At 66.1% G+C, this 24654-nt stretch carries 23 protein-coding genes and 2 pseudogenes; 11 read left to right on the forward strand and 14 right to left on the reverse strand.

The window, feature by feature from the left end; all coding sequences use genetic code 11:
- Window positions 1-178: 178 nt before the first annotated feature.
- The gene (locus tag LDO15_RS11570; RefSeq protein ID WP_223978964.1) at window positions 179-1000 is read right to left on the reverse strand and encodes an IclR family transcriptional regulator; all 822 of its coding nucleotides are present in this window, start codon (window positions 998-1000) and stop codon (window positions 179-181) included.
- Window positions 1001-1048: 48 nt separating this feature from the next.
- Here LDO15_RS11570 and LDO15_RS11575 point away from each other — a divergent pair, with 48 nt between their 5' ends.
- The 7 genes from LDO15_RS11575 to LDO15_RS11605 all read left to right on the forward strand — a co-directional run bounded on the left by LDO15_RS11575 (window position 1049) and on the right by LDO15_RS11605 (window position 9864).
- Window positions 1049-2413, forward strand: a complete 1365-nt coding sequence (locus LDO15_RS11575) for an aromatic acid/H+ symport family MFS transporter (protein ID WP_223978965.1) — start codon at window positions 1049-1051, stop codon at window positions 2411-2413.
- Window positions 2406-3662 carry an FAD-dependent oxidoreductase gene (locus LDO15_RS11580; protein ID WP_223978966.1) on the forward strand — a complete coding sequence of 419 codons (1257 nt, stop codon included), beginning with the start codon at window positions 2406-2408 and terminating at the stop codon, window positions 3660-3662. Before LDO15_RS11575 ends, LDO15_RS11580 begins: the two co-directional genes overlap by 8 nt.
- A 253-nt stretch (window positions 3663-3915) precedes the next feature.
- Complete coding sequence (locus LDO15_RS11585; protein ID WP_223978967.1) at window positions 3916-4938, forward strand: LacI family DNA-binding transcriptional regulator; 1023 nt, start codon at window positions 3916-3918, stop codon at window positions 4936-4938.
- Window positions 4939-5102: 164 nt separating this feature from the next.
- Window positions 5103-6398 carry an extracellular solute-binding protein gene (locus tag LDO15_RS11590; RefSeq protein WP_223978969.1) on the forward strand — a complete coding sequence of 432 codons (1296 nt, stop codon included), beginning with the start codon at window positions 5103-5105 and terminating at the stop codon, window positions 6396-6398.
- Between the two features lie 81 nt (window positions 6399-6479).
- Complete coding sequence (locus LDO15_RS11595) at window positions 6480-7442, forward strand: sugar ABC transporter permease (RefSeq protein WP_223978971.1); 963 nt, start codon at window positions 6480-6482, stop codon at window positions 7440-7442.
- A 1-nt stretch (window position 7443) separates the two neighbouring features.
- Window positions 7444-8322: a carbohydrate ABC transporter permease gene (locus LDO15_RS11600; RefSeq protein WP_223978973.1), complete on the forward strand. Its 879-nt coding sequence runs from the start codon at window positions 7444-7446 to the stop codon at window positions 8320-8322.
- 42 nt (window positions 8323-8364) lie between these two features.
- Complete coding sequence (locus LDO15_RS11605; protein WP_223978975.1) at window positions 8365-9864, forward strand: glycoside hydrolase family 32 protein; 1500 nt, start codon at window positions 8365-8367, stop codon at window positions 9862-9864.
- A 711-nt stretch (window positions 9865-10575) separates the two neighbouring features.
- Here LDO15_RS11605 and LDO15_RS11610 read toward each other — a convergent pair.
- From LDO15_RS11610 to LDO15_RS11625, 4 genes are all read right to left on the reverse strand, one after another.
- Window positions 10576-10983, reverse strand: a complete 408-nt coding sequence (locus LDO15_RS11610; protein ID WP_223978977.1) for a hypothetical protein — start codon at window positions 10981-10983, stop codon at window positions 10576-10578.
- A gap of 209 nt (window positions 10984-11192) precedes the next feature.
- Window positions 11193-11702: a TspO/MBR family protein gene (locus LDO15_RS11615; protein ID WP_223978979.1), complete on the reverse strand. Its 510-nt coding sequence runs from the start codon at window positions 11700-11702 to the stop codon at window positions 11193-11195.
- Between the two features lie 120 nt (window positions 11703-11822).
- On the reverse strand, window positions 11823-12425 hold the full coding sequence (locus LDO15_RS11620; protein WP_223978981.1) for a hypothetical protein: 603 nt from the start codon (window positions 12423-12425) through the stop codon (window positions 11823-11825).
- Between the two features lie 192 nt (window positions 12426-12617).
- A complete protein-coding gene (locus tag LDO15_RS11625; protein WP_223978983.1) occupies window positions 12618-13211 on the reverse strand; it encodes a histidine phosphatase family protein in 594 nt (197 codons plus the stop codon).
- A 251-nt stretch (window positions 13212-13462) separates the two neighbouring features.
- Between LDO15_RS11625 and LDO15_RS11630 the strand changes: the two genes are divergently transcribed.
- The 4 genes and pseudogenes from LDO15_RS11630 (at window position 13463) to LDO15_RS11645 (ending at window position 16194) form a co-directional block, all read left to right on the forward strand.
- Complete coding sequence (locus LDO15_RS11630) at window positions 13463-13810, forward strand: hypothetical protein (protein WP_223978986.1); 348 nt, start codon at window positions 13463-13465, stop codon at window positions 13808-13810.
- Window positions 13811-15048: 1238 nt separating this feature from the next.
- Window positions 15049-15315 carry a GlsB/YeaQ/YmgE family stress response membrane protein gene (locus LDO15_RS11635; protein WP_223978988.1) on the forward strand — a complete coding sequence of 89 codons (267 nt, stop codon included), beginning with the start codon at window positions 15049-15051 and terminating at the stop codon, window positions 15313-15315.
- A 64-nt stretch (window positions 15316-15379) separates the two neighbouring features.
- A pseudogene (locus LDO15_RS11640) lies at window positions 15380-15589 on the forward strand (histidine phosphatase family protein); the annotation flags it as partial.
- Window positions 15590-15699: 110 nt separating this feature from the next.
- Window positions 15700-16194, forward strand: coding sequence for a PRC-barrel domain-containing protein (locus LDO15_RS11645; RefSeq protein ID WP_223978990.1), 495 nt, complete (start codon window positions 15700-15702; stop codon window positions 16192-16194).
- Window positions 16195-16254: 60 nt separating this feature from the next.
- On the opposite strand, the gene LDO15_RS11650 is transcribed toward LDO15_RS11645, so the two are convergent.
- The 9 genes and pseudogenes from LDO15_RS11650 to LDO15_RS11690 form a co-directional block, all read right to left on the reverse strand.
- Entirely contained in the window at window positions 16255-17007 is a 753-nt protein-coding gene (locus tag LDO15_RS11650; protein WP_223978992.1) for a lytic transglycosylase domain-containing protein, read from the reverse strand.
- Window positions 17008-17101: 94 nt separating this feature from the next.
- Window positions 17102-17404, reverse strand: coding sequence for a DUF4193 domain-containing protein (locus LDO15_RS11655; RefSeq protein WP_223987300.1), 303 nt, complete (start codon window positions 17402-17404; stop codon window positions 17102-17104).
- 261 nt (window positions 17405-17665) lie between these two features.
- Window positions 17666-19018 (reverse strand): annotated as a pseudogene (locus tag LDO15_RS11660) (LLM class flavin-dependent oxidoreductase).
- 35 nt (window positions 19019-19053) lie between these two features.
- Window positions 19054-20001, reverse strand: coding sequence for a TauD/TfdA family dioxygenase (locus LDO15_RS11665; RefSeq protein ID WP_223978993.1), 948 nt, complete (start codon window positions 19999-20001; stop codon window positions 19054-19056).
- 54 nt (window positions 20002-20055) lie between these two features.
- A complete protein-coding gene (locus LDO15_RS11670) occupies window positions 20056-20961 on the reverse strand; it encodes an ABC transporter permease (protein WP_223978994.1) in 906 nt (301 codons plus the stop codon).
- Entirely contained in the window at window positions 20961-21884 is a 924-nt protein-coding gene (locus LDO15_RS11675; protein WP_223978995.1) for an ABC transporter ATP-binding protein, read from the reverse strand. The genes LDO15_RS11670 and LDO15_RS11675 overlap by 1 nt, the downstream gene beginning before the upstream one ends.
- Window positions 21881-22936 carry an ABC transporter substrate-binding protein gene (locus LDO15_RS11680; protein ID WP_223978996.1) on the reverse strand — a complete coding sequence of 352 codons (1056 nt, stop codon included), beginning with the start codon at window positions 22934-22936 and terminating at the stop codon, window positions 21881-21883. Before LDO15_RS11680 ends, LDO15_RS11675 begins: the two co-directional genes overlap by 4 nt.
- Window positions 22937-23336: 400 nt before the next feature.
- Window positions 23337-23597, reverse strand: coding sequence for a hypothetical protein (locus LDO15_RS11685; RefSeq protein ID WP_223978997.1), 261 nt, complete (start codon window positions 23595-23597; stop codon window positions 23337-23339).
- Between the two features lie 62 nt (window positions 23598-23659).
- Entirely contained in the window at window positions 23660-24589 is a 930-nt protein-coding gene (locus tag LDO15_RS11690; protein ID WP_223978998.1) for an NAD(P)/FAD-dependent oxidoreductase, read from the reverse strand.
- Between the last annotated feature and the right edge of the window lie 65 nt (window positions 24590-24654).

A 24654-nucleotide genomic window follows, 5' to 3' on the forward strand; every position in this document is an offset into this window, starting at 1 on the left:
CGGCGTGTGACCCCCAACATATTCTGCTAGTCAGAATTGGCGGACTGCACCTGCCGGCCCCTCCACCCAACTGGCTCGCAGCAGGGGCCGTTTTGAGGGCTCATAACGGCCCCTGCTGCGAGTCAGTTGGGCCGGAGGGGCGCGAGTCTCCCTGCGCGGCGGGCCCGGGGCCGCGTGGTCACTCCGGCTCGGCCGGGTTTGCCGCGATATCGATCTCCAGCTGCCGGCAGGTTTCGCGCAGGGCAGTGACGAGTCCGGCGTCGAACACCCGACGGAAACGGGTCGCGGGAGTGGCGACGCTGAGCGCTCCGACGACGTGCCCGTGCCGGTTGTGCAGGGCCATCCCGAGGGCGCTCACGCCCTCCTCTGTGCCTTCGAAGTTGGCCGCGAAGCCGTTGCTGCGGGTGGACTCGAGCTCGCGCAGGAACGCTGGGTATTCCGCGGCCGGAATGGTGTCCCCGCCAATCTCGGCATTGTTGCTGCGAAAGAGCTGGTCGATCATCTGGGGTTCCAGTTCGGCGAGCATGGCCTTGCCGCCGGACGTCTTGTTGGCGGGCATCACCGTCCCCTGCCGGTCACCAACACGCAACACGTTGTTCCCTTCCACCGTGGCCAGGAAGCGCACTTTCGTGCCCACCCGCACCATCAGGTTGACGGTCTCGTTCAGTTGCGCCGAGAGGAGCTCCATGTGCGGCTGGGCGAGTGAGCGGAGCTGCCTGGTCCAGCTCAGCCCGGCCGGCCCGACCCCCATGGCCGGCCCGGGCACATAGCGCCGGGTTTCGTCCTGGACGGCGAACCCCCGGTAGACCAGCATCGCCAGGAGACGGTGGGCCGTGGACGGGGCCACTCCGAGCTCCGCGGCAGCGTCCTTGAGCCGGAGCGCGCCGCCGTCGCGGAGCAGCTGCAGGAGCTGCAGCGCATTGTCGACTGCCTCGATGGAGTAGGTGGGCCGCTTCTGGACGGGCTTCCGGGCTGATCTGGATGCTGGCGTGTTCTGCACATCAGAATTGTATTGTGGTTCACCCGCGACGGCCATGACAGTAGTGGGATGAATCACACACCACCTGTTGCAGCGCCGCAACGGTTATCGCCGGGGTCTCCCGCCCCCACCGCCGCTGATGGGCCTGCATCGCGGTTTTCCAAAAGCTCGGCAGCTGCCGTCCTCGTCTGCTGGCTCCTGGTGGTCTTCGATGGCTACGACCTGATCGTCTACGGCACCGTCCAGTCCTCCCTGATCTCCGAGACCGGCTGGGGCCTGACCAAGGCCACCGCCGGAACCATCGGTTCCATGGCCTTCGTCGGCATGATGATCGGGGCGATCTTCGCCGGCCGGATGGCCGACTCCTGGGGACGCCGCCGGACCATCCTCGGCTGCGCCGTCGTCTTCTCCTTCTTCACCATCCTCTGCGCCTTCGCGCCGAGCGCCGCGGTGTTCGGCGCCCTGCGGCTCCTGGCCGGCATCGGACTCGGCGGCCTGGTGCCCTCGGCCAACGCCCTCGTCGCCGAACTGGTCCCCACGAAATGGCGGTCCACGATCGCCACCCTCATGATGTCCGGTGTCCCGATCGGCGGATCCATCGCCGCCCTCGTCGGCATCCAGCTGATTCCGGCCTTTGGCTGGCAGTCGATGTTCCTGGTGGCCGTGCTCGCACTGCTGATCGTGGTGCCGCTCGGACTGAAATACCTGCCGGAGACCCTCGCCCCCGTCACCGGCGAGGCAACAGGCAAGGCAGCGCGGAAAGCAGCCGGCAAAACCTCGGGCAGTGGCCGCACGCTCAAGGAACCGGCCGGTTTTTCCTCCCTGCTCCGTGCCCCGTACCTGGGGATCAGCTTCCTGTTCGCCCTTGCGACGATCGCCACTCTGTTCGCCTGGTACGGGCTGGGAACCTGGCTGCCCAACCTCATGCAGCTGGCCGGCTACAACCTCGGCTCCGCCCTGACCTTCGCCCTGGCCCTCAACCTGGGTGCGGTGGCCGGCTCGGTCATCACGGCCTGGGCCGGGACCCGCTTCGGTCCGATTCCGACGGCGATCGCCGCGGCTGCCGTCGCCGCCGGTGCCCTCGTGGTGCTGGTGACGGGACCGCCGGTGACGGTTGTCTACCTCATGCTGGTCCTGGCCGGCGTGGGCACCCACGGCACGCAGTGCCTCATCATCGCCGCCGTCGCGAGCCACTATCCCGGACACCTGCGCGGGACCGCGCTGGGCTGGGCACTGGGGACGGGCCGCATCGGCGCCGTCGCCGCACCCCAGATCGGCGGCCTCCTGCTGGCCGCCGGACTGGGCGTCAACTCGAATTTCCTGGCCTTCGCCGGTGCGGCAGCCATCGCGGCGGTCCTGCTGGCCGCCGTCGGGCTCAAACTCAAATCAAAACTCTCCATCTCAACCTCATCAACAGGAGCAAGCAATGTCTAAGCACGCCACGTCCACCGATGTCCTCGTCATCGGAGGGGGAATGGCCGGACTGGCCGGAGCCCTCGCGCTGCGTGAAAACGGTGCCGACGTCACCCTTGTGGAGCGGGCGCCCGAATTCGGCGAGGTCGGTGCGGGGCTGCAGATGGCCCCCAACGCCTCCCGCGTGCTGAAGCGCTGGGGCCTGCTGGAAAAGGCCTTGGAAATCGGTGTCCAGCCCAAGCACCTGGTCTTCCGCGACGCCGTCACCGGCGAGGAGCTCACCCGCCAGACCCTCGGCGGAGAGTTCGAGGAACGCTACGGTGCGCCGTACGTCGTGATCCACCGCAGCGACCTCCACCGTGTCCTGCTCGAGGGCTGTGAAGCCGCCGGCGTCAAGCTCGTCAACGACGTCATGGTCGAAAGTGTTGAAACCGTCAATGGCCGCGGCGTGGCCCACACCGCCGCCGGCGTGGACTACGAGGCCGACGTCGTGATCGGCGCAGACGGGCTCAAGTCCACGCTGCGCCCGCTCGTGGCCAACGATCACCCGGTTCCCTCGGCCTACGTGGCTTACCGCGGCACCGTGCCGATCACCGAGAACACGCCCAAGGCGGACCTCGAGGACGTCATTGTCTACCTCGGGCCGGACTGCCACCTGGTGCAGTACCCGCTGCGCAAGGGCGAGCTGCTGAACACGGTGGCCGTGTTCAAGTCCGCCTCCTTCGAGCGCGGCGAAGAACAGTACGGGGGAGTGGACGAGCTCGAGGCCGCATACAAGGACTGCGTCCCCGCCGTCCAGGAGGCGCTGAAGAACCTGGCCACCGGCATCCGCTGGCCCATGTACGACCGCGACCCGATCGAAAACTGGGTGGCCGGCCGGATGGTGCTGATGGGCGACGCCGCGCACCCGATGCTCCAGTACCTTGCCCAGGGTGCATGCCAGGCGCTCGAGGACGCCGCCGTGCTGCAGGACGCGAGCCAAGGCACCGTCTTCACCGAGGACGGCGTGAACCCGGAGGCATGGGAAAGCGCGATCAGGGAGTTCAACAGCATCCGCGCCGGCCGCACCGCCCGGGTCCAGCGCACCGCCCGCATCTGGGGCGAATCCTGGCACGTCTCCGGGCTGGCCCGGACGCTGCGCAACCTGCTCTTCAAGAGCCGGAAGGACAACGACTTCCAGTACAACGACTGGCTGTACGGCCAGGAGGGTGACGGCGTGCCGGCAGTCCGCGAAGCCCGCACCGAGCTGGCGGAACGGGTCTCTGCCTGACCCGTCGAGGGATTCCGGCCAGCTGATTGGCTGACCCCACCCCGCGCTGACCCCATCCGTGCTGCGGACCGGCTCTCCATTGAGCCGGTCCGCAGCTCGTTGTTGGCGGCATATTCTCACTGCACATTTGCATCCCCGGCGGTTCCGCCGCGCCTTCGGCGCTGCCCGATGACACTGCGTCCCTTGACACTGCCGAAACGTTTTGGGTAGTGTGATCCACACAACATGCCAAAACGTTTTGCAAAGGGAGTCAATGGTGACGAAAGTCGGGATAAGGGACGTAGCGAAAGCTGCCGGGGTCTCCGTGACCACGGTGTCCCACGCCCTCAACCCCGCCGGCGGCACCCGGGTCAAAACGGAAACCCGGGAACACATCCGGGCCGTTGCCAAGGACCTTGGCTACGCGCCCAACCGGCTCGCCAGCGGACTGCGCAACCATCGTTCGCAGATCCTGGGCCTCGTCAGCGACGAAATCACCACCACGCCGTTCGCCGGAGCCATGATCAAGGGCGCCCAGGATGCCGCCTACGAGCGCGGCTACGTCGTCATGGTGGTCAACTCAGGCCTCGACCCCGAACTGGAAAGCCGCGAAATCCGTACGTTGCAGCAGCACCAGGTTGATGGAATCGTCTTCGCGAGGATGTACCACCAGGGCGTCAGCCTTCCGGAGGAACTGGGCACGGTGCCCACAGTCCTCCTCGACGCCGTTACCGCAGACCCGTCCATCTCTTCGGTGGTCCCTGACGAAGTTGCCGCGGCGGAAACGGCAGTGGAAGCCCTCGTCAAAGCTGGCCATACCAGGATCGGGATGCTTGGCAACGTTGACGACATCCCGGCAACCCACGGACGGCTGCGGGGCTACCGGAACGCGCTGGCCCGGCACGGCCTCCAGTTCAATGCTGAACTCGTGACCTCCGGTGTGGCTGATACTGCGGGCGGGAGGGAAGCTGCGCTCCGGTTGCTCCAGCGTCCGGACCGACCGACTGCACTGTTCTGTTTCAGCGACCGGGTGGCCATGGGCGCCTACCAGAGCGCTGCCACGCTGGGGCTCCGCATTCCCGATGACCTGTCCGTTGTCGGCACGGATAACCTGGAGCTGATCGCCGCCGCACTCTGGCCCGGACTCACCACGGTGGCGCTTCCGCACTATGAGATGGGGCGGTGGGCCGTCACCCGGCTCCTAGACGACATCGAAGGCCCCGAGTCGGCAGCCGTCCAGGAGATGTTTTCCTGCCCGCTCATTGAGCGAGGGTCCGTCGGTCCGCCCCCGGCCTGAGGTTGTCGCAGGCACAACAGCCTTGGGCAATTGGACCCGCACCTAAAAAGACTTCACAACACATCCCGTGCCTCGCAAAAGAGGGGCGCAGCCGTTGCACCGGCCGCGCCCCCAAAGGACCCGGGCTAATCATCCGCGTACAAAATAAGCAGAAAGACTCACTCATGAACAAGCGATTCACCCGAATCCTGGCCACCAGCATAACGGCGGCCGCTCTGATCGGCAGCCTGGGCGCGTGCGGCAAGGGGAGTGCCTCAGCCACGTCCGAGGGCACCAAGGAGATCACCATGTGGACCCACAATGCCGGCAACCCTGAAGAGCTGGCTTCGATCCAGGGCATCGTGGACTCCTACAACAAGAGCAGCGGCGCCAAGGCCAAGATCAAGGTGCAGGCGTTTCCGCAGGAGTCCTACAACGATTCCGTGGTCTCTGCGGCCGCCGCCGGCAAACTTCCCTGCATCGTCGATATCGACGGACCCAACGTCCCCAACTGGGCGTGGGCCAAGTACCTGACCCCGCTCAAGCTCACGACCGACCTTTCCGCCCACCTGCCCAGCACCGTGGCCAAGTGGGAGGGCCAAACCTACGCGGTTGGGTATTACGACGTGGCCCTGGCCATGCTTGCACGCGCTTCGGATCTCAAGGCAGCCGGTGTGCGCGTTGCAACAATCGAGCAGCCGTGGACCAAGGAGGAGTTCCAGGACGCGCTGACCAAGCTCAAGGCCCTGGGCAAGTGGGAGTACCCGCTGGACATGGGGACCGCCGGCAGCGGCGAATGGCTGCCCTACGGTTACTCGCCGTTCCTGCAGTCCTTCGGCGCCGACCTCATCAACCGCAACGGCTTCCAGAGCGCGGACGGTGTCCTCAACGGGGACAAGGCAGTGGAGTGGGCCAAGTGGTTCCGCGGACTGGCCGACCAGGGGTTCATGGCCACCAAGAGCGGCAAGGACTCCACGCAGGACTTTCTGAACAACAAGAGCGGTGTGCTGTACACCGGCTCCTGGGCCGCGGACAAAGCCCGGGCGGCCCTCGGCGACGACCTGGTGGTCATGCCCACGGTGGACCTCGGCAACGGCCCCAAGATCGGCGGCGCCTCCTGGCAGTGGGGCGTCACGCAGGGCTGCGCCAACACCGACGCCGCCATGGACTACCTCTCCTACTCCCTGAAGCCGGAAAACTTGGCCGCAGTTGCCAAGGCCACGGGCACCATCCCGGCGACGGATGAGGCCGCGGCCCTGGTCCCGTCGTTCGCCAAGGGCGGCACCAACCGGATCTTCATGGACTTCTCCCGCCAGTACGCGGTGATGCGTCCCGAGACACCGGCCTACCCGTTCATCGCCACCGAATACGGCAAGGTCGTCCAGGACGTCCTGGCAGGCGCCGACCCCCAGGCGGCCCTGGACAAGGCCGTCAAAGCCATCGACGCCAACATCAAGTCCAACGGCGGCTACAAGAACTAGCAGCCCTCCGCGGAGGACGACGACGGCGGGGGAGTTCCGCCGTCGTCGTCCACCCGGTGCTGCAGGTCAACGGAGAATCCCATGACAACCAGCCCACTTCCCACCCGTCCCCGCCCCACCGCCGCGCCGGCGCCCCGGCCGCTGCCGGCCCCGCCGCACCGCCGCCGGGCAGGCTTCCTGCGCGAACAGATCAGCGGCTGGGGCATGATCGCCCCCGCAGCGGTACTGCTGCTGGTCTTTGTGTTCCTGCCGGCCATCCTGGGCTTTGGCCTGGCGTTCACCAACGCCCGGCTCATCTCGCCCCGCCCGGTGGAGTTCGTCGGCACAGACAACTTTGCCCGGCTGTTCGCGGATCCCGCCTTCTGGCGCTCACTGCTGAACGTCACGTATTTCGCCGTGGTGGTGGTCCCGGTGCAGTCGGCCCTGGCCCTGGCCATGGCTCTGCTAATCAACAAGAAATTCCGCGGCGTGAACTTCTTCCGCACCGTCTACTTCCTGCCCGTTGTCACATCCATGGTGGTGGTCTCCCTGCTGTGGCTGTTCATGTACCGCAAGGACGGTCTGATCAACGAACTGCTGTCGACCTTCAGTTTCGGCCTCATCCAGGGTGCCGACTGGCTCAATGACCCCGCCACGGCCATGCCAGCCATTATCGCGCTGTCGATCTGGCAGGCGGCCGGGTTCCACATGATCATCTGGCTCGCCGGCCTGCAGAGCATCTCCGGTGAACTGTACGAGGCAGCCCAACTGGACGGCGCGAGCCGCTGGCACCAGTTCCGGTACGTCACCTGGCCGGGCCTGAAGCACACCCGCAGTCTTGTCCTGGTGACCATCACCATCCAGGCTCTTGGCCTCTTCGACCAGGTCAGCGTCATGACCCAGGGCGGCCCCCTGGACTCCACCACCACCATCATCTACGAGGCCGTCCGCTCCGGCTTCAAGCAGCAGGAAACCTCCTACGCCTCCGCGATCTCGCTGGTTTTCTTCTTCCTGGTGCTGCTCATTTCCGCGGTGCAGCGCTACCTCACCCGAGAGAAGGACTGACATGAAGAATTCTGTTCGACTCAACAGCGCGGCAACCATGCTGGTGCGGATCCTGTTCGCCGCCGTCGCCGCGTTCCCGATTGTCTTCATGCTGGTCTCCTCGCTCAAGCCGGACACCCAGATCTTTGGGGACATGTCCTCCGTGGCTGCGTTCCTGCCGGTAGGGAACGTCTCCTTTGACAACTATGCTGCGGTGTTCGACCGGGTCCCGGCCGCCCGGTTCCTAGTCAACTCCATCGGCATTTCCGCCGTCACGGTGGTCCTGGGCATCTTTATCAACAGCCTCTGCGCGTTCGCGCTGTCCCGCATGGAAGTGCGCGGCAAACGGGTGGTGTTCACGGTCATCCTGGCCACGCTGATCGTGCCGTTCCAGACCCTGGCCCTGCCTCTGGTCTGGTGGGTCAACCAGCTGCCGTACTTCGAGCTCAACGGCTTCAGCCTCGAGGTCTCAAAGGGCTGGCTGGACACCTACCAGGTCCAGATCATTCCGTTCATCGCCAATGCGTTCTCCATCTACCTGTACCACCAGTACTTTGAATCCATTCCCAAAGAGCTGGACGAGGCCGCCCGGATCGACGGCGCGGGCTGGTTCAGGATCTACCGCCAGGTGGTCATGCCGTTGGCTGGCCCGGCCACGGCCACGGTCGCGATCCTGACGTTCCTGCCAGCCTGGAACTCCTACCTGTGGCCGCTCATGGTGGTCCAGTCCGAAGAGCTCCGCCCGGTCATGATCGGCATCCAGTACTTCTTCCAGCTCAACGTCTCCTGGGGCGAGGTGATGGCGTACGCATCCCTCATCACGGTTCCCGTGGTGGTCCTCTTCGTCGCCTTCCAGCGCTCCTTCATCAACAGCATTGCGTCCAGCGGCGTCAAGGGCTAGCCCCGCCGTTCCGGCCCCATCTTGAAAGCAGACAGCAATCCCATGACAACCCCCACGGTGCTCCACTGCCAGTACCGGCCGCAGCACCACTACACGGCGGACCGCAACTGGCTGAACGATCCCAACGGACTGATTTACGCAAACGGCACCTACCACCTCTTCTACCAGCACAACCCGTCTGGAAACGAGTGGGGCAACATGTCCTGGGGGCACGCCACCTCCGCGGACCTGCTGCATTGGGACGAACAGCCCGTAGCCATCGTCTGCGACGAGCAGGAAGCCATCTTTTCCGGCTCGGCCGTGCTGGACCGGAACAACACGAGCGGTTTCGGCACGCCGGACAACCCGCCGCTCGTGGCCATCTACACCAGCGCCTATTCGCCCGCATCCCCTTTAGGTGGCCGGCAGGCGCAGTCCCTCGCCTACAGCACCGACGACGGCGCCAGCTGGACAAAGTACTCCGGGAACCCCGTGGCGGATCGCGGTTCCGCCGAATTCCGCGACCCCAAGGTCTTCTGGTACGACGGCACCGCCGGCAACTACTGGGTGATGGTTGCCGTCGAAGCGCTGGACCGGGAAGTCGTCCTGTACAAGTCCGCCGACCTCAAGTCCTGGGAGTATCTGAGCACGTTCGGCCCGGCGAACGCCACCGGGGGAGTGTGGGAATGCCCGGACCTGTTTGAGCTTCCGGTGGACGACGATCCCGGAACTACCAAGTGGGTCCTGGTGGTAAACCTGAACCCCGGCGGAATCGCCGGCGGTTCCGCCGGCCAGTACTTCCTTGGAACGTTCGACGGCGTCACATTCGTTTCCGAGAGCACCGTCACCGAGGGGCTCCAGCAGGATGACAGCCGTATGGTCGAGTACGGCTGGCTGGACTGGGGACGGGACTACTACGCGGCCGTCTCCTTCAGCAATTCCCCGGACGGACGCCGGCTCATGATCGGCTGGATGAACAACTGGCAGTACGGCGGCGTCACCCCGACCAGCGGCTGGCGCGGTGCACTGACCCTGGTGCGGGAGGTCAGGCTGGCCACGCGGGCCGGCCGCGTCGTGCTGATGCAGGCCGCCGTGGACCCCTTTGAAAACGGCGGGGCCACAATCTACAGCGAGGCCAGACGGCCCCTTGCTGCCGGAACGCACTGGCTCCCGGCCGAGGCTTCCGGCGATGTTCTGCGGATCGACGCCGAATTCGAGCCCGGGGCCGCCGGAGAAGTGGGCCTCCTGCTCCGGGCAGGCGGCGCCGAACAGACGGTACTTGCCTACGATTCCGCCACAGGCGTGCTCAGCCTGGACCGGACAACATGCGGCAACACGGACTTCCACGAATCGTTCGCGTCGGTGGAACGCGTGACCGTCCCGCTGGAGGACGGCAGACTGCGGCTGCGGATCTTCCTGGACCGCTGCTCCGTGGAAGTCTTCGCGCAGGACGGCGCCGCTACCATTACGGACCAGGTGTTCGCCGCGGAATCCAGTGCACGGCTGGGTCTGTTTGCCGACTGTGACGGCGCCGAGTTGATCAGTCTGGCCGTTGTTCGTTGAGGGTGAGCGGCTGGAGCACTGCGCCATCTGCCCCCACGGCGTCACCGCGCAGTGGGGATGCGGCATCTGACGCAGCCGGCTTGGGGGAGTGACGGACCCCGACGCTGCGGGCACGCGGGCCTCGCCTGGAATACCTGCCCCGCCGGCGGCAGCGGCGGACGTCCGGATTCAGCCGGTAGACGTCACCATGTGTTCCGCCCGCGGACTCTGCGAAAGTTCCTCAGAATCTGCGGGCACACGCAGGTGCGTCTCGGAATCTTTGGTCTGCGCCAACTTCGGTGCACGTTCCTAAGGTTGCTGACGCCTGGCCATTCGTCGTGTCCAGGCGTCAGCCGTGCTGCGTCACGGGGCGATGCGCCGCGGCCGGCGATGTCGCCACGATGAATCCGATCGCCAGGTAGTTGCCGTGATGCCGGCTCGTCGCAGTTGTTTTCCTGCTCAGCGACATGTGCCGCCCGGCGGGACCCCCGGACAGATAATCAACCCCTATCGACTGAATATAGAACGCCGATAATCAACATTATGTCAAGTAGAAGTGTTCCGATAGCATCTGATGCAATATCACTGGCACCAGGCCAACTCCCTCTACGGAACAGTGTCGCGGGCGATGCATGGTCTTGGTCAAGGGCCGGCCGCCCACCAATGAACGCCACCAGCCATTCTTAGGCAGCTCCACCCATGCTTCTAAGGGTCTGATTTTCTACATGTCACTCACACATGGCGGTTCCCTTCGGCTTCGGAAAACTCTGCTCCGGGCGCCCCGAACAAACCAACGAGCAATCCGGTGAACGCTGCGGGAACAGCTACGAGGCCACCAAGGTGAGGCAACAGGCTTCCGCCCGCCGCGAGATCCGTGAGGCCGACCAGCAGCGCCGGAGCGGCAACGGCCAGCGTCACCGGCCACCCGTGGTGGCCCAAGCGCGCCCAGGTAGCTGCAGCGGCCGAGGCCACCGCTCCCAGCAGGATCAGGTCATGGCCAGCCATCTCCCGGTCAAGAGCGTCCTGGTATCCGAAAAGGAAGAGCGTCAGCCAGAGCCCCCACAGGGTGAGTGCGATGGATACCAGTACGACCAGGGCCCACAGGGCGGACTTCATCCGGCGACGTCCACGGAGGCTCATGCGCTGAATCTACGCCGAGCTGACTTCGGGGCCCCACTCCCCCGAAGCAATCGTCAGCCGAGGCCCGGTCCTGTTACGTCCGCGGTCCCGAGGGCATCATCGTCGGTCTGGTCGAGGAGCTCCGCTGGACGCGGCATCGGCATAACCCGCTCACCACATGCCGGGACCGCTTCGCCACCGCCGGTGCGGGGCCGGAGGATGCGGTCAGATCAGTTCGCTGCGGTTCCGGGGTTGAGTTTTGCGACCGCAGTAGACAAGGCGGTAGCGAATCCGCACCACAGTGCGTAGGGAGCGAGAGACACGCCGGCGCCGCGGTTCAGTTTGTACGTGCGCCGCACCAGGTCTGCGCTACTCACTGTCAGCACGGCGCACTCCGCTGCAGCCAGCCAGGGTCGCCGGGCACGCCAGAAAAGCCAGCTCCAAGAGGCATTGAGTACGAGATTCACCGCCAAGGCACCCCGGTAGGCGGCTACCTCCTGACGCCGGGCCTGGCTGCTCGGGGCGTCGGGGGCAACGTCGCTGTCCAGCGCTACGGCGGAACTCACGGCGAGATCCGCGTAGAGGGCCGTCCACACGACGGGAAAGGCAATGGTGGGCGGCTGCCAGTCTGGTTTGCGCAACCGCTGGTACCAGCTGCTGCCAGGATCGGTCGCGACTCCCCCGGCCGCCGCCGTGGCAACGGTCGACGCCGCCGTCCACGCCAATGTCGTCAGTTTCATTGAAGCTCCTTTGACTTTGCCGAAGTCGCTGTATCCAGATGCGACCTGCCGTCCGTATGCCCGATTGTACGACCACGCGCTGCAGGCAGCCTCGGCCGTGGCGTCAATCAGCCAAACAGCCTAGCCGTCGGCTGCCCGGGCCTTAAAGATGCGGTCGCTCACGTCATTGCGGAGAACATGGAACTGTCCGCCATTGCCGTTGACCGTGCCGTCCAGCACGTAGAACCCGCGTCCGGCGTCGGGCCCTCCGGCAGCGCGGTCGAGAGCGTCGATCAGATGCCGACCGAGATGTCCGTTCGGTCCCAAAGCAGTGATCTCCTCGAGTTCTGCCGCCGTCAGTCCTGCCAGCACCGCGTTGATTTCAGCCATGACGCCCCTCCCCCAGTTGCGCAGGCCCATGTTGGCCTGAGTCCACACGCTAGAGCACGGGCGCCGCCGCAGCAAGGTCTTCGCTCCCGGGCTGGCTTGCCGTTCGTTGGACATGAAATGTCGCCCCGAAGCGGCGGCCGCTGATGAATTGGCGCGCTGCCGACAAGAATTCGGTGTAGGCCTTGTCTGCTCGTCAAGCACCTGATTGGCGTTAGCCGTAAAAGCGAGATTCCCGTCAGCTGCACCCACGACTCGGCCGATCACCTTGTCGCCGTCGGAAGCGAGTTGCCGAACATCGACGTCATAGCCACCATTCACGCCGGTGACGAACGTCGAAGCTGGGTATTGGCGCAAGGGAAAGTTGTCTATTGTCTGCGCAAAGCGGCCCCGTGCCTCCGGCCACCAGTCGATGTCTTTTGCCCCTGAAGCGTCTTGGTGCGCCCCGGCGCTGCGGACCTCCAGCCCGGCAGCGGATCACAAAGCAGGCGAGCGGTTGGCCTCGTAAGTCTCAATGCTCAACGACTTTCCTCGGTTAGGCGGGCCACGTCAGCCTTGGACGTCTGCCAGGACCCGCTCGCCGTTGAAGTATTCGAGCTGCCAGCCGTCAACGGGATGGTGGTGGGCCAGGTTGAGCGCGGCGTTCTCGATACTGTCCAGGGTGCGGCCGATGGCGCGGCTCAGGCTCACGCGGAGGAGCGTGCCGTGGGCCACAACCAGGACGCGACCGCCGGGGAATTCCCCGGCCAGCCCTTCCAGAGCGGCCAACCCTCGATTGGCCGCCTCATCGTCGCTTTCCGCGCCGCGGAAACCGCCGGGGATGCGCAGTGCCTCCAGTTCGGGACCGGCCTGCAGGCCTTCCGCGGGTCCGAAGCTACGCTCGGTGAGTTCCGGCACGCGCCGGGTCACGGTGAGTCCGAGACCGGCGGCAATCAGGTCGGCGGTTTCCGCGGCACGGCTCAGCGGCGAGGATACGATCGCATCCCACATGCCCTCAGACAGCAGGGCGACGGCGTCACGCGCCTGACCGCGGCCGACGTCGTTCAGCGGAATGTCGGTGGATCCCTGCAGCCGGCGCTGCGCGTTCCAGTCGGTCTGGCCGTGGCGGACGAGGGCGAACGTCGTGAGGGTCATGCCTTCCATTCTGCCCTGAGAGCAGACAGCGCGCTTACCCGGCAGCTGCTGGCCCGGCCGGCTCTCCCCAACCAGCCACGACAAAGTGCTGGTGCGGCAACCCCGGCGGTTGTACCATCGGGCAGCGTAGAACAACCTGAGACCGGCACAGGGCCGGACCGCCGCCACGAAAAGTCCTCGTAGCCGGCGGTGGCAGCCGGTCATCGGACGCACCCGAGAACTGCGTGACCTGACGGAACCACAGGGCGGAGGCCACCCCTATGACAATCAAGATCAATGATGCGGCGCTGCGGCATGCCCGGCAGCTGATCAAGGACTCCAGGACTGCACGCGATACCCGTGACGACTGGAGCGAGCATGCCCCGGACACCGAACAGGAAAACGCCTTCATCGACAAGCACGGCTACGCGGCATACGGCACGTGGCATCTGGGGGAAGACAGTGAGAAGACCCCCGAGACGAAGGGACGCTACAGCTTTCCCTTCGGGGATTTCCGGCGGCTGCACCGCTGCGCGATCCTGGCCATCGAAAGCCGTGCCGCTCAAAACGACCACGACGAAATCGCCAGAGCAGCGAAGTCCCTCCTCAAGGAGCTCGACAAGGACTAGGCCGGAAGCCACGGAATGACAGGGGCTGCCCGTGTTGCCCCGGAAGGCTGAAGGTGTGCTGCCAGGCTCACTGACCATGCCGCAAACAAGTCCCGACGAAGCGAAGTACCGAACAATGACGCACCCGGATCAGGGCCCGCCAATTCGCCGGAAAGGATCCGCCTCGGATCACCAACCGGGCACCCCGGCTGTCGATGAAGAGTTGGCCCTGATGGACCGCTGGTGGCGGGCTGCCAACTGCCTCGTGACAAAACCCGCAGCGTCTTCCAGAGCAAGAGTTTTCCGATGACGGCTAAGATCAGCGACTCAAGCTCCAGTTGGCAACGGGGTGCCCCGCCATGACTTCGTGCCTGCTCGAACAGGCGCTCCCCCGCCGTCGCGGCCGTCAGATGAGCGTACAGATAGGCGCCCACGAGCGGTCTCCAGGTACACCCCGGCCGCTGATTTCTTCTTCATGGCGATTTCCCCTCCGCTCCGGCACCGATGAGGAAGTTCAAGCCGCCGGATTCCACGATCCGGCGGGTGGCACAGACCACGCGGCACCTGCCGGCTCGGCTTCCGCGCCGTCCGGAGGCCCGTCAAGCGCCAACAGCGGAAGCTCACAGTGCACCAGATAGTCAGACGCCGCCGGGCCGGTCATCGCCAGGCCCGTACATCTGCCGGTGCCCTGCGCGGGACCAATCCCCGCACCTGCCAGGCTTTTCCTGAAGCTCCTGTCCGGCGCCGGCTGCCGGCCTGTGAGGGTGCACCAGCTGACATACAGTCCGTAGAGCTCGTCCATGGTTAGGCCCGGCTCCTCCGGGACGGATTGGACGCATGCGCCAAGGAACTCATCGAGTGCCAAAGTCGTCATTTTAATCCCCTGCAAAGAGACGTTTCGAACGCCGCACTGCAACAGCGTAACGGGGGCCACCCGTCCGAAGCCGGGCTCCGCCCATCCCGAATTTAGAACTTTCCGCATTCGTCCGTCAAGAAGCCGTCCTCAGCCGGACTTCCATCACCTCCTCCCGCCCCGCGACGCTGCCGGCCCTGCCCCCGGATGAAACAGGCGGCCCCGCGGGCGCTCATCGCGGCGCGCTAACATTCTCGCCGGAAGGAGCAGGCATGCCAGGCTCCCGGAACCGCAGTCACCGGCTTCGCCGGCTTTGAAGGTCGGGTATTGCATACTACTAAGCCTGCTGATTAAATCGTGGTTACGGCCGCATTCCACGACCGGTCCACCGAAAGGAAGTACAGACATGGGGATTCTCGCTTTTCTCATTCTCGGGCTCATCGCAGGAGCCATCGCCAAGGCAATTCTTCCCGGCACACAGGGAGGCGGCTGGGTGATCACCCTGGTTCTCGGCGTCGTGGGAGCAATCCTCGGCGGCTGGATCGGTTCGTTGGTCTTCGGCGGAGGCCTCGGCGACTTCTTTGATCTGAGGACCTGGCTCCTCTCGATCCTGGGCGCAGTCATAGTGCTCCTCATTTATGGCGCAGTAGCAGGCCGCAGAACCAGGGCATAGGCGCCACCGACCGAAAGACGCGGAGTGCAAGGCGATGAATGCGTCCTACGGCAAGGCGGCCGTCATGGGCGATAACCGGCACAAACCACCCGCGCCGGGAACGGTCGAATTGGTGCTGGTCCGGCACGGGGAGAGTCTGGGCAACGTGGCAGCCACGAAAGCCCGGCTCTCCGGGGCTGCAGTGACCGACGTCCCCGCCCGCGACGCCGACGTCGACCTGTCACCGGTCGGTTACGACCAGGCGACGCGTTGGGGCGCTCTTGGGCGGGTATCCCGGATGCCATCCGGGACGGAGAGTCCTCAGCCGCCCGTCCGGCTCCAGGCGACGAGGCCAAAGCGGCAGCCACGAAAGCCCGGCCCTCCGGCATCGAAGGAAGCACGATCATGATCAACAGGGAAGACATTGACGGCCTGATCCAGAGCAAGGGCAACGTCATCGGCGTCGACGGAGAGACAATCGGCGGCATCGGCCAAATCTACGTGGACGATGCCACAGACCGGCCCGGCTGGGTGACCGTGGCCACCGGCCTCTTCGGCACCCACGAGTCCTTCTTCCCGCTCGAGGGTGCCCGGATCGAGGGCTCGAATCTCGTCATCCCGTACAGCAAGACCCTCGTCAAGGACGCGCCGCGCATCGAACCTGATAGCGAACTCGAGTCCGACGAACAGGACCGGCTATACCGGCACTACCAGCGCGAGGGCGGCCTGCAGACTCACAGTGAATCCCGCGGCCTGGCCCGGACCGGCTCCGGTGCGGACGTGACGGCCGACTCCGGGAGCCGGGACGCCGGGCCGGCACGGCTGCGCCGGTACGCCACCACCGGTGACCGGCCACCTCACACGCCGGCCAACAGCGAAACTGTCGCCGAGAACGGCTGACGCGCCCTGCTCCCCTCCCGGCGGAGAGTTCCCCGTCACCAGGGACGCATCACCGGGGAATCAGCCGGCCGGCCCAGACTGCGCGGCGTAGGCGGTGGCCCTGTCGCGTACCTGGTTCACGTACGTTTCGGACTGATTGTAGGAGTAGATGGCGTCAGCCCAGCCTTGTGAGCTCGTGAGGTCACGGCCGTGGGCGCAAAGGTACGAGGCGGCAGTCAGCGCCGCGTCGTCGATATTAAACGGGTCGGCCTTCCCGTCGCCGTTCCCGTCACGCCCGTAGAGCCGCCACGTGGAGGGAATGAACTGCATCGGCCCGACGGCGTGGTCCCATTGGGCGTCGCCGTCCAGGGCGCCGGCATCCGTATCAGCGATGGCGGCAAACCCGTCGCCGTCGAGGCTCGGGCCGACAATCGGCCGGCTCGCCTGGCCGGCGGCGGTCAGGCTCCCTCCGCCGTGAGTTCCGTGGCCGGACTCGACGTAGCCGATGGCTGCCACCGTGTTCCAGCCGATCCCGCACGTCGGAGCGGAACTGTCGGCCGCCCCGGCCGCCGCCACATAGGCCTGGAGCGCACGGGCAGGGATGCCGGTCTGCGTTGCGGCATGGGTGAGCCACTGGGCATCGGTGCTCCGCGTGATGTTCACGGCGGAGGTGATGTTCGCGGGCAGCATGCCGATTTTCGCCTCCGCTCGCGGCGGTGCGGGCAGCGCCCCGCGGGTCTCGGCGCCGGCCACCCGGAGAGCCCAAAACAAGAATCCGGTGATGACGCAGAATGCGAACAGGCCAAGCACAGCAAGGCGTTTCACGCGGAGCATGGATTAGTCGGACCCGCCGGGGACGTGTGTGATGCGCTGACCTCGAGTGCTGTGGGATGGCGCTCCGGTGCCGGACACGCGGGAGGCCACGGTCCTAGCCTTCACATTCGGTGCAGTAAGCGTGGCCGTTCTTTTCCCGTGCCAATTGGGAGCGGTGCCGGACCAGGAAACAGGAATAGCAGATGAATTCGTCCTGCGCCTGCGGGATGACCTGTACAACGAGTTCCTCGGCGACAAATTCCCCGCCCGGGACGAGCGCATCATCGAAGGCATCAGCTTCATCGAGTTCACGGACAACGCTGTGCGCGTCCGGGGCGTTGGCGGATTGCAGCGCCTGCAGGGAATTGTCCTGCGACTCTTTGACGTCGGATCGGACTTCGTCGTAATCGGTTGCCACTGCGGTGACTCTCATTCCTCATGATTTGTTCTGACGGGAAGCCAACGTACACCATTGCCGCGGGTACCGGCGCATATCCACTGGTCGGCGTCCTCCGCCGGCTGTCCGTGAACGGCGGCGGCCCGCTGTCATGACCACGTTTTCCGACGCCGCTCTGCCCGGAACGCGACGATACACCTGCCGGAAAACGGCGCGTAGAAGCCCCGGACAGCTAGTGCTGTCCGGGGCTTCCCGTCATGTGCAGGGCCGGTGGCAGTCAATTCATCGTTCGGAGACCAGCAGGCCCCCTCTCCGCGCACCGACCGTGCCGGCCTGGCTGGACCGGGCTGCCCGGCCGAAGGCGTTGGCCGGCCGGGGCAGCCCGTAGTGTTCGCGGAGGGTCCGGCCGGTGTATTCGCGCCGGAAGAGTCCGCGGTCCCGCAGGATCGGAATGACATGGTCCACGAAGGCATCCAAGCCGGACGGGAGCACCGGCGGCATGATGTTGAAACCGTCCGCCGCCCCGGCCTCGAACCATTCCTGGATCGCGTCGGCCACCTACTCGGGGGTGCCGGAGAAGGTGCGGTGTCCGCGGCCGCCGCCGAGCCTGCCGATGAGCTCGCGGACGGTCAGGCGTTCGCGCCGGGCGAGGTCCACGATCAAGGTGTACCGGCTCTTGGCACCTTCGATTTCGTCCTCCGAGGGCAGGTCCTCCGGCAGCTCTGCGTCCAGGGCCAGCGATTCCGGCGCGACCTTCAGCACCCCGGCGAGCTGCCGTTTGGCGTGCTCGGGGTGGATGAGCGCGTCGAGTTCCCTCTCCAGCCGCCGGGCTTCGGCCTCGGTGGAACCGATGACCGGAACAATGCCCGGGAGCACCTTGATGGTTTCCGGGTCCCGGCCGGCGGCAGCGGTTCTCTGCTTCAGGTCGGCGTAGAAGCGCTGCGCGTCGGGCAGGGTCTGCTGGGCGGTGAACACCGCTTCGGCGTAGCGGGCGGCGAAGTCCTTGCCATCCTCCGAGGACCCGGCCTGGACAATCACGGGGTGACCCTGGGCCGAGCGCGGCACGTCCAACGGCCCCAGGACGCTGAAGTACGTGCCGGCATGGTTGACCGGGTGCACGCGGCTGCTGTCTCCCCAGATGCCGGCGTCCTTGTCCCCGAGGGGAGCGTCGTCTTCCCAGCTGTCCCAAAGCTTTCTCGCCACGTCGAGGAATTCCGCGGCCCGCTCGTACCTCCGGGCGTGGGCCGGCTGGTCCTGCAGCGAGAAGTTCCGCGCGGCGGCGTCCCCGGCGGTAGTGACGACGTTCCAACCGGTCCGGCCGCCGCTGATGTGGTCCACAGAGGCGAACCGCCGGGCCAGGTTATAGGGGTCGTTGTAGGTGGTGGAGGCTGTCGCGATCAACCCGATGCGTTCGGTGACAGCGGCGATCGCGGCGAGCAGGACGGTCGGCTCGAGAGTGCCGTAGGGGCGCTGGCCGACGTCGCCGTGCAGCACCGGTGAGTCCGCGAAGAAGATGGAATCCAACGTTCCGCGCTCCGCCGTCCGGGCCAGCCGCTGGAAGTGGGCGATGTCCGTACCGGCGAAGCTGTCGCTTTCAGGCAGCCGCCACGAGGCTTCGTGGTGCCCGGTGCTCATGAGGAACGCGTTCAGATGCAGCTGCCGCGCGCCGCTCACAGCCGGACTCCGGCCACGTCTTCGGGCAGAACGACCGTCTCGGAATACGTGGAGGAGTCGCCCTGGAGGGAGGTGCTGCTGCGCCCGTCGATGCCCCGCGGGACATCACCGGCGACGGTGACCCGGTTCAGCTGGCGGGGCTGGCCGTCATAGTTGCCCGGGGCGTAGTGCTGCGTAATGCGGTTGTCGAAGAGCACCAGCTGGTCCGGTTCCCAGTTCACCCGGACCACGTTCTCCGGGCGCGTGACGTAGGCCTGCAGCAGCCGCAGAATGTCCTTCGATTCGGTGTTGGACAGCCCCACAATGCGCAGCCTCTGGGCGAACCCGCCGATGAACAGGCCCCGTTCCCCGGTCAGAGGATGGACCCGGACCACCGGGTGGGCGGTTTCGAACTTAAGCCGGGTGAACTCCGCGCGGCGCTCCTCGGCGTTGGCGTGTTCCAGGTTTTTCGGCACCGAGTAGTCGTAGTCATTGGTGTGGATGGCCCACAGCGTGTCCGCGAAGTTCCGCAGCTCCTCTGGCAGATCGGCGTAGGCGCCGGCGGAGGAGGCGATCAGGGTCTCCCCGCCGTAGGCCGGGAGGGTGATGCTGCGCAGGGTGGAGGCCTGCGGCGGGTTCACCACGAACGTGACGTCCGTGTGCCAGGTGTTGGCGCTCCCGTTTTCGCTGTCCACCGGCAGGACGGCCGGTTTGCCGTCGACGGACGCCACGGTGGGGTGCGCCTGGGTGAGCGGGCCAAAACGGCTGGCAAAGCGGACCTGGGCGTCGTCGTCGTGGACGTTGGCGTCCCGGAAAACCAGGGCCTTATGGATATTCAGGGCCTCGCGGATCCGGGCGACGGTGGCGTCGCTGAGGTCCCCGCCGAGGTCCAGGCCCCGGATCTCGGCGCCGATGCGCGAGCCCAGCTTACGGAATTCGAGTCGGGTTTCGGTAGTTGTCGGCATGGTCTTGAGTCCTTTGATCTGTGGAGTTGGTTCAACTGGGTTAGTTCAAATGCGTCAGGAAGATTGGGACCCGACGGCGGTCCGCCACCGGGAGAAGTGCCGTTCGACGGCGACCAGCAGGTAGTTGACCAGCAGGCCGAGCAGCGAGACGGTCAGGATCCCGGCGTACATGTCCGGAATCAGGAAACTGGACTGGGCGTTGACGATCAGGTATCCGAGGCCCGCCTTGGCGCCGACCATTTCCGCGGCGATCAGCACCAGGATCGAGGACGTTCCCGCCATCCGGATTCCCGTGAAGATGGTCGGCACCGCCGAGGGCAAGATGACCTTCTGGAACAGCCGGAAGTTCGAGAGCCCCAGCGAGCGGGCGGCACGGACGAGCAGCGGATCAACGGTCCTGACGCCGGCGATGGTGTTCAGCAGCACGGGGAAGAACGCGGCGTAGGCCACGATGCTGATCTTGGACGTCTCCCCGATCCCCAGCAGGAGTGTGAAGACCGGCAGCAGGGCCAGGGCGGCCGTGTTCCGGAAGACCTCCAGCAGCGGGTTCAGGAACCGGTCCAGGGACCGGTACCAGGCGACCAGCAGGCCAAGAGCGACGGCGGTCACGACGGCGATGCCGAAGCCGCTGGCGGAGCGGGTCAGGCTGGCCGCCAGATGGTTCTGCAGCTGGCCCTTGGCGATCAGCCAGCCCAGGGCCCGCAGGACCTCGTGCAGCGGCGGAAGGAACACCCGGGTCGAGGCCGAGGCGAGGTAGGTGGGCCCGAATTCCCACAACAGCAGGAACAGCACGATGGCGCCCGACGCCCAGATGCCCCGCCCTGCCTTGCGGGCGCCGGTTTGGACCAGCGAGGCCAGGGGTCTGGCCGCTAAGGGCTGCACGGCCCGTCCGGTGTCCGCCGGAAAGGGGGCAGCGGCGGCAGGTGCGGGCGCTTCTGTGGTCAGAGTTGGTGTGGTCATCAGGCTGCCCTTCTTTTAGTGAGCTGGCCCTTGCTGAGCTGGCCTGCCTCGTCCGGGGCTGAACCGTCCGGCCGGATTTTCGCGTGCCCGGCTTCCTGGGCTTTCCGGACCTCGTCGTGCAGCAGCGACCAGACCTTGTGCCGGTGTTCGACGAAGGCGGGGCCGGACCGGACATCCCCTTCACCGCCCCGCTCCCCCAGCTCAATGTCGACGATCTGCTTGAGCCGGCCCGGGCGGGAGCTCAGGACCGCCACGCGCTGGCCCAGGTACACGGCCTCATCGATGCCGTGGGTGATGAAGATGATGGTCTTGCCGGTGGACCGCCAGATACGCAGGAGTTCCTCTTGGAGCTGTTCGCGGGTCTGGGCATCCAGCGCCGCGAACGGCTCGTCCATGAGCAGGATGTCCGGCTCGTACGCGAGGCTCCGGGCGATCGCCACGCGCTGCTTCATCCCGCCGGAAAGCTCATGCGGGTACCGGTCCTCGAAGCCGGACAGACCGACCAGGTCCAGATAGTCCCGGGCCTTGTCCGCCCGCTCCTTGCGGCCCAGACGGCGGCCGTCGCTGCCGGGTCCCTCGAGGCCGAAGGCGACGTTGGCGGCTGCGGTGCGCCACGGGAAGAGGGCGTACTGCTGGAACACGACGGCGCGGTCGCGGCCGGGACCGGTCACCTCCTTGCCGTCCACGAGCACCTGGCCGGTGTCCGGCCGGGTCAGCCCGGCCAGAAGATCCAGGAGGGTGGTCTTGCCGGACCCGCTCGGACCGACCAGGGTGATGAACTCACCCGCGGCAACGTCCAGGGTGATGCCCTCCAGCGCCGTCAGGGTTGATCCCTCGGGCTGGTCCCTGCCGGGCCGGACAGTGAACTGCTTCCCGACGTTCCGCAGGCTGATTTTCGGCGTCGCACCGGTGCCGCCCGTCATGACGCCGCCCCCTTCAGGAGGCCGTTGAAGTCGTTCGTGTAGTACTTGGACGCGGTGATATCGCCAGTGACGATGCCGGTGTCCTTGAGCCAGTCGGTCCACCTGCTGAAGTCCTCGTCGCTGATGGCGCCCTTGGACGGGACCCCAACGCTCTTCCAGTACTTCAGGGTCGCGGTACTTTCGGAGCGCTGGCGCTTGTTGATGATGTTCGTAAACCGCGCGATCACCTCTTCGCGCGGGGTGCTGCGTTCCCATTCGATGGCCTTGGCCACCCCGGTGGTGAAGATCCTCGTGGTCTCGGGGTTCTTCTCGATGAAGTCCTTCCGCAGGACCAGCTGGCCTCCGGCGAAGGTTCCGAAGAGTTCGTAGTCGTTGAACAGGGACCGCAGGCCGCCCTTGGCGACAGCGTTATCCTGTAGCACTCCGCCGAGGGCCCCGACGTCAACCTGTCCGCGGCGGATGGCTTCCTCGGTGTCGTTGGGGGGAACGACGACGAGCTGTACCTGCTTGATGTCCTCCTGGGTCAGTCCGTTTCTCTTCAGGTAGCTGTTGATCACGGCGTCTGAATGGGCACCCAGGGTGTTGACGGCGATCTTCTTGCCGATCAGATCCCGTGGCGTACGGATCGGGCTGTCCTGGGTGACGTAGAAGCCGTTGAACGTCTTGTCGTCCTCGCCGTAGTAGTTGATCACGGCGGTGACCGGGGCGCCGGCTTCGATGAGCTTCACCACGGCGCCCGAGAAGGCGCCGCCAAAGTCGGTGGCCCCCGTTGCGGCGGATTGGATGCTCGCCGGCCCGCTGATGGTGTTGCCCACCCAGTTCAGCTTCACGCTGCCGAGGTAGCCGAGGTCCTCGGCGAGTTCGGGCAAAGTGACGCTGTTGGCTGAGCCCTCATAGCGGAGCTCTGTGACCTCGGGCGTCCCAGCGGTGTTTCCCGCCGGGGACTGGGCGCTCGCAGGGCCGCCGCAACCGGACACCACCAGCGAGACCGCCACGGCGGCAGCCATGCCCAAGGCGGAGAAAAGTCCTGCGGGTATGGTTCGGTTTTTCATAGCGGATTCTTTCTGGATTCGAGGGTGCGGACCGGGGCTGCCGGACCGTGTCCACCATCAGAACAGAGTTGAATCCGCGCCGGCAGGGCCAGCGACACCCAACTAAACCGCGCGTAACCCGGCGACGAAAACCGCCACGGACGGCAATTTCGACGCACGCCGTCGCATCCGGAAGCAGCCCGTAACAGGGCAGACTCACGGGGTTATCTGCGGACGCATCCACACCCGGGCGGACCCGCACTGTGAAGTCGGCGTGAAGTCACTGTGAAGTCAAAGACGTCACTGTGACATGACGGTGACGCCCGACGGCGGCGCATGACGGGGCGGCCGTCCCGCCGTCGTCGTCCCCGGCTTGAGAACATTTCCGGCGCCGGTGCCGAATGTTGCGTTCCCGGCGGGGCTACCTTCGGGCGGCGCGGATCAGCAGGCGGCCGCGGAGCCGGTGCAGCTGGGGCATGATGCCGTAGATGACAATCGGGACCGCGACGGTGGCGAGCACGAAGGTGCGCAGGAGCGGGGGCAGCATCCCCAGCCAGTCGCCAAAGGCAAGGTTGATGACCGTGAGGGTGGGGAACACGGCCAGCCAGATCATGAGCGCCAGCTGATGCTTGTTCGGGGGTGCGGCCTTGGCGGCCTGCGGTGCGGTGGATTCCTTGGACATGTGCATTCCTTGAGTAAGTGGTGGATGGCTGAAGATCACGGCAATCGCTCCCGCGGTGAGGGTCAGAAGCCCAGGTTGAAGGCCCGGACAGCGTCCCCGACGTCGCCGTCGACGAGGTCGGCATTGATGGCGATGGCGGCCGCGGAGCCCTCGCCGGCGGCGGTGATCACCTGGGCCCGCGGGTTGGCCAGGTTGCCGGCCACCCAGAGGCCGCGAACGCTGGTCTGGCCCGTGCTGTCCTTCGCGGGCCACCCGGCCTCGTCGACATCGCAGCCGAGACCGAGGAGGAGGCGGTTGTTGGGGACGAAACGAGGCGGCACGAACAGCGCGGCGCGGCGGATGGTGCGGCCGTCTGCCATCTCGACACCGCGCAGGTGGTCCTCCTCGACCAGGATCCGCTGCACCGTTCCCTCGACGATTCCGATGGCGCGGGCGACCAGTTCCGAGCGTTGAACGGCTGTCAGCATTCCGGGTGGGGCGAAGAACACGACGTCGCTGGCCCACTGGCGGACGATTTGTGCATAGCGGACAGTGTCGGGAGCGCCGCCCAGGACGCCGAGCTGCATGTCCCGCACCTCGTAGCCGTGGCAGTAGGGACAGTGCAGGACGTCGCGTGCCCACCGGTCCGCAAGACCCGGGATGTCGGGCAGTTCATCGCGCAGTCCGGTGGCCACGAGGAGCCGCCGCGCCAGGACGCGCTGACCGTCGGCTGTCAGCACCCAGAACCCGGCGGTGCCGCATCGCACAATGTCCGTGACGGAGGTATCGAGGAACTCGCCTCCGTAACCTTTCACCTCCCTGCGTCCGGCGGCCAGCAGCTCACCGGGGGGCAGCCCGTCCCGCGACAGGAAGCCTTGCATGTGCCCGGCCGGACCGTTGCGCGGTGTCCCGGAGTCCACCACGAGAACTGTGCGCCGGGCCCGTGACAACAACAGTGCCGCTGACAGCCCGGCCGCCCCGCCGCCGATTACCACTACGTCATATTTGCTCATGTCTTCAAGGCTTCCCCGATGTCCCTGTTTTGCCAACAAACGTTGCTGTTTCTGGGAAATCGGCG

The organism is Arthrobacter sp. NicSoilB8 (assembly GCF_019977355.1).
GTDB lineage: Bacteria > Actinomycetota > Actinomycetes > Actinomycetales > Micrococcaceae > Arthrobacter.

Bases quoted from the DNA above. Each gene is read 5' to 3' on its own strand.
- LDO15_RS11575 (WP_223978965.1), top strand. From the start codon at position 1,049: ATGAATCACACACCACCTGTTGCAGCGCCGCAACGGTTATCGCCGGGG.
- LDO15_RS11580 (WP_223978966.1), top strand. From the start codon at position 2,406: ATGTCTAAGCACGCCACGTCCACCGATGTCCTCGTCATCGGAGGGGGA.
- LDO15_RS11585 (WP_223978967.1), top strand. From the start codon at position 3,916: ATGGTGACGAAAGTCGGGATAAGGGACGTAGCGAAAGCTGCCGGGGTC.
- LDO15_RS11590 (WP_223978969.1), top strand. From the start codon at position 5,103: ATGAACAAGCGATTCACCCGAATCCTGGCCACCAGCATAACGGCGGCC.
- LDO15_RS11595 (WP_223978971.1), top strand. From the start codon at position 6,480: ATGACAACCAGCCCACTTCCCACCCGTCCCCGCCCCACCGCCGCGCCG.
- LDO15_RS11600 (WP_223978973.1), top strand. From the start codon at position 7,444: ATGAAGAATTCTGTTCGACTCAACAGCGCGGCAACCATGCTGGTGCGG.
- LDO15_RS11605 (WP_223978975.1), top strand. From the start codon at position 8,365: ATGACAACCCCCACGGTGCTCCACTGCCAGTACCGGCCGCAGCACCAC.
- LDO15_RS11610 (WP_223978977.1), bottom strand. From the start codon at position 10,983: ATGAGCCTCCGTGGACGTCGCCGGATGAAGTCCGCCCTGTGGGCCCTG.
- LDO15_RS11615 (WP_223978979.1), bottom strand. From the start codon at position 11,702: ATGAAACTGACGACATTGGCGTGGACGGCGGCGTCGACCGTTGCCACG.
- LDO15_RS11625 (WP_223978983.1), bottom strand. From the start codon at position 13,211: ATGGAAGGCATGACCCTCACGACGTTCGCCCTCGTCCGCCACGGCCAG.
- LDO15_RS11630 (WP_223978986.1), top strand. From the start codon at position 13,463: ATGACAATCAAGATCAATGATGCGGCGCTGCGGCATGCCCGGCAGCTG.
- LDO15_RS11635 (WP_223978988.1), top strand. From the start codon at position 15,049: ATGGGGATTCTCGCTTTTCTCATTCTCGGGCTCATCGCAGGAGCCATC.
- LDO15_RS11645 (WP_223978990.1), top strand. From the start codon at position 15,700: ATGATCAACAGGGAAGACATTGACGGCCTGATCCAGAGCAAGGGCAAC.
- LDO15_RS11650 (WP_223978992.1), bottom strand. From the start codon at position 17,007: ATGCTCCGCGTGAAACGCCTTGCTGTGCTTGGCCTGTTCGCATTCTGC.
- LDO15_RS11665 (WP_223978993.1), bottom strand. From the start codon at position 20,001: ATGCCGACAACTACCGAAACCCGACTCGAATTCCGTAAGCTGGGCTCG.
- LDO15_RS11670 (WP_223978994.1), bottom strand. From the start codon at position 20,961: ATGACCACACCAACTCTGACCACAGAAGCGCCCGCACCTGCCGCCGCT.
- LDO15_RS11675 (WP_223978995.1), bottom strand. From the start codon at position 21,884: ATGACGGGCGGCACCGGTGCGACGCCGAAAATCAGCCTGCGGAACGTC.
- LDO15_RS11680 (WP_223978996.1), bottom strand. From the start codon at position 22,936: ATGAAAAACCGAACCATACCCGCAGGACTTTTCTCCGCCTTGGGCATG.
- LDO15_RS11685 (WP_223978997.1), bottom strand. From the start codon at position 23,597: ATGTCCAAGGAATCCACCGCACCGCAGGCCGCCAAGGCCGCACCCCCG.
- LDO15_RS11690 (WP_223978998.1), bottom strand. From the start codon at position 24,589: ATGAGCAAATATGACGTAGTGGTAATCGGCGGCGGGGCGGCCGGGCTG.